The 2,309-nt window shown below is 71.1% G+C and carries 2 protein-coding genes; both read right to left on the minus strand.

Annotated features, from left to right (window positions below; all coding sequences use genetic code 11):
- The coding region (locus tag ACWF94_RS38980; RefSeq protein WP_453499794.1) for a methyltransferase at positions 1-1,041 on the minus strand (1,041 nt) is incomplete at its 3' end.
- Positions 1,042-2,124, minus strand: coding sequence for a right-handed parallel beta-helix repeat-containing protein (locus tag ACWF94_RS38985; protein WP_453499796.1), 1,083 nt, complete (start codon positions 2,122-2,124; stop codon positions 1,042-1,044).
- Between the last annotated feature and the right edge of the window lie 185 nt (positions 2,125-2,309).

Consider the following 2,309-nt stretch of genomic DNA (forward strand, 5'->3'; position numbering starts at 1 on the left):
CTCGAACGCGTGGAGATAGGGGTTCACCGGGCGGATGTCGCCGGGCGGCAGCCCCGCCTGGGTCATCCGCTCCACCATGCTCCCCCGGGTGTGCTTGGCACCGCCCACGTTCAGCAGGAGCAGCAGATCCATGGCGGTGGTGAACTTCAGCGACGGGGTGTCGTCCACGAGGTTCTCGATGACGACGACCCGGGCGCCCGGCCGGGCCGCCGCGACCACGTTCCGCAGGGTGCTGCGGGTGCTCGCGTCGTCCCACTCCAGGATGTTCTTGATGATGTAGAGATCGGCGTCGACGGGGATCTCCCGGCGGCAGTCCCCGGGCACCACGGTGGCCCGCTCGGCGAGGGCGCCGCCCTCGCGCAGCCGGGGGTCCGCCTTCGCCACCACATCCGGCAGATCGAGCAGGGTGCCCCGGAGGGCCGGGTGCTTCTCCAGCAGACAGGCCAGCACATGGCCCTGCCCGCCGCCGATGTCGGCGACGGTCGACACACCCGTCAGATCGAGCAGCTCGGCGACCTCCAGTGCCGACTGCCGGCTGGAGGTGGTCATGGCCCGGTTGAAGACCTGCGCGGATTCCGGCGCGTCCTGGTGGAGGTACTCGAAGAAGCCCTTCCCGTACAGGTCCTGGAAGACGGTGTCGCCGGAGCGCACCGCGTCGTCCAGACGCGGCCAGGCGGCCCAGGTCCAGGGCTCGGTGCACCACAGGGCGATGGCGCGCAGGCTCCCCGGGTCGTCCTCGCGCAGCATCCGCGACATCTCGGTGTGGCCGAACGTCCCGTCCGGCCGCTCCTCGAAGATGCCGTAGCAGGACAGGGCGCGCAGCAGCCGGCGCAGCGGCTGGGCCTCGGTGGACACGGTCGCGGCGAGCTTCTCCGCACTGGCCGGTACGTCCCCGAGCGCGTCGGCGACACCGAGCCGCGCCGCCGCCCGGACGGCCGCCGCGCAGGCCGCCCCGAAGACGAGTTCGCGCAGCCGCATCGCCGGGGGAGGGGTGCCGTCGATGGTCGCGGTCGATACGGGTCTGGTGCTCAGCGTGGTCATTCAGCACATCCCTGCGGGCTCGGAGGACTTGCAGACATTGCCGGCGAAGGTGTTGCCCTTGCCGCCGCCGCGGTGGACCAGATCGGCGGTCTTGTTGTCGCTGACCTCGTTGTCCTCGATGACATTGTCGGTGTTGGCCGCCCCCACGAAGCTCTTGACCAGCACGATGCCGCCGGACATCGGCGCGGTGCCCACATTGCCCAGCACCCTGTTGTGCCGGATGACGGTGGCCTCGGAACCGGTCAGCACGATGCCGGAGCCCTGGATGACCGGCAGTCTGGCGGTGGCAGGACAGAGCTTGTTGTTCTTCTCGACGGTGTTGCCGCTCACGGTCATCGCCCCGGCCGCGGGCTTGGACTCGTCGCCCACGATGAACATGCCCGCGCAGTTCGCGGAGATGTCGTTGCCGCGTACGGAGAGGTTTCTGACCCGCCGTACGGTGACGCCGATACGGTTCTCCGCCGCCGTGTTCCCGGCGATCACCGTGCCGTGTGTGTCGGTGGCCCCGCCTTCCGCGTCGACCGCGTTCGCGACGAAGATGCCCGCGTCGCCGTTGCCGCGTACGGTGTTGCGCCGGAACTCGCCCCGGGTGGACCGCTGCTGCGCCAGCCCCCAGACGCCGTTCTTCTCGGCCGTCACCCGCTCCACGGAGAGCCGGTCCGTCCGGGAGGCCCACAGCCCGTGCTGCCGGAACCCGGTCAGCTTCAGCGACCGTACGGAGACCCCGGCCAGGTCCGCCTTCGCCGTTCCGGTCACACACACCCCGTGCCCACTCCGCGCACAGGAGCTGAGGGCCCGCGCCCTGGCGGGCGCCGGGGTGAGCACGGTACCGGGCCCCGATCCGCGCAGGGTCAGGCCCGCCGTGCGGATCCGCACACTCTCCCGGTAGACGCCGGGGAGCACCAGCACGGTGTCCCCCGGCCTCGCGGCGTCGACCGCCGCCTGAATCGACTCCCCGGGATGCACGATGTGCCGGGCGGCGGCGGAGGGGGGCGCGGCGGCGACGAGTCCCGATGCGATGACGACGGTGGCGCCTGCGAGGCAGGCGAGCTGTCTTTTGCGCGGTTTGCGTTGTTGTGTCATGAGCCGAAGCTATGGGCGAACATGGCGGCTCGCCACACGGGGTGACCGGATGGCTACACATCCTCCATCGACCGGGTTCATTCTCCGCCTGTCGCGCGTGGCGGGGGCGGTCATATCCAGCCCGTCCGGCGTTTGAGGACACCCCGCAGGGGTGCGCGTCGGCCCACGCGTGGCGCGGGCCCTGC

The organism is Streptomyces sp. NPDC055078, from assembly GCF_053607985.1.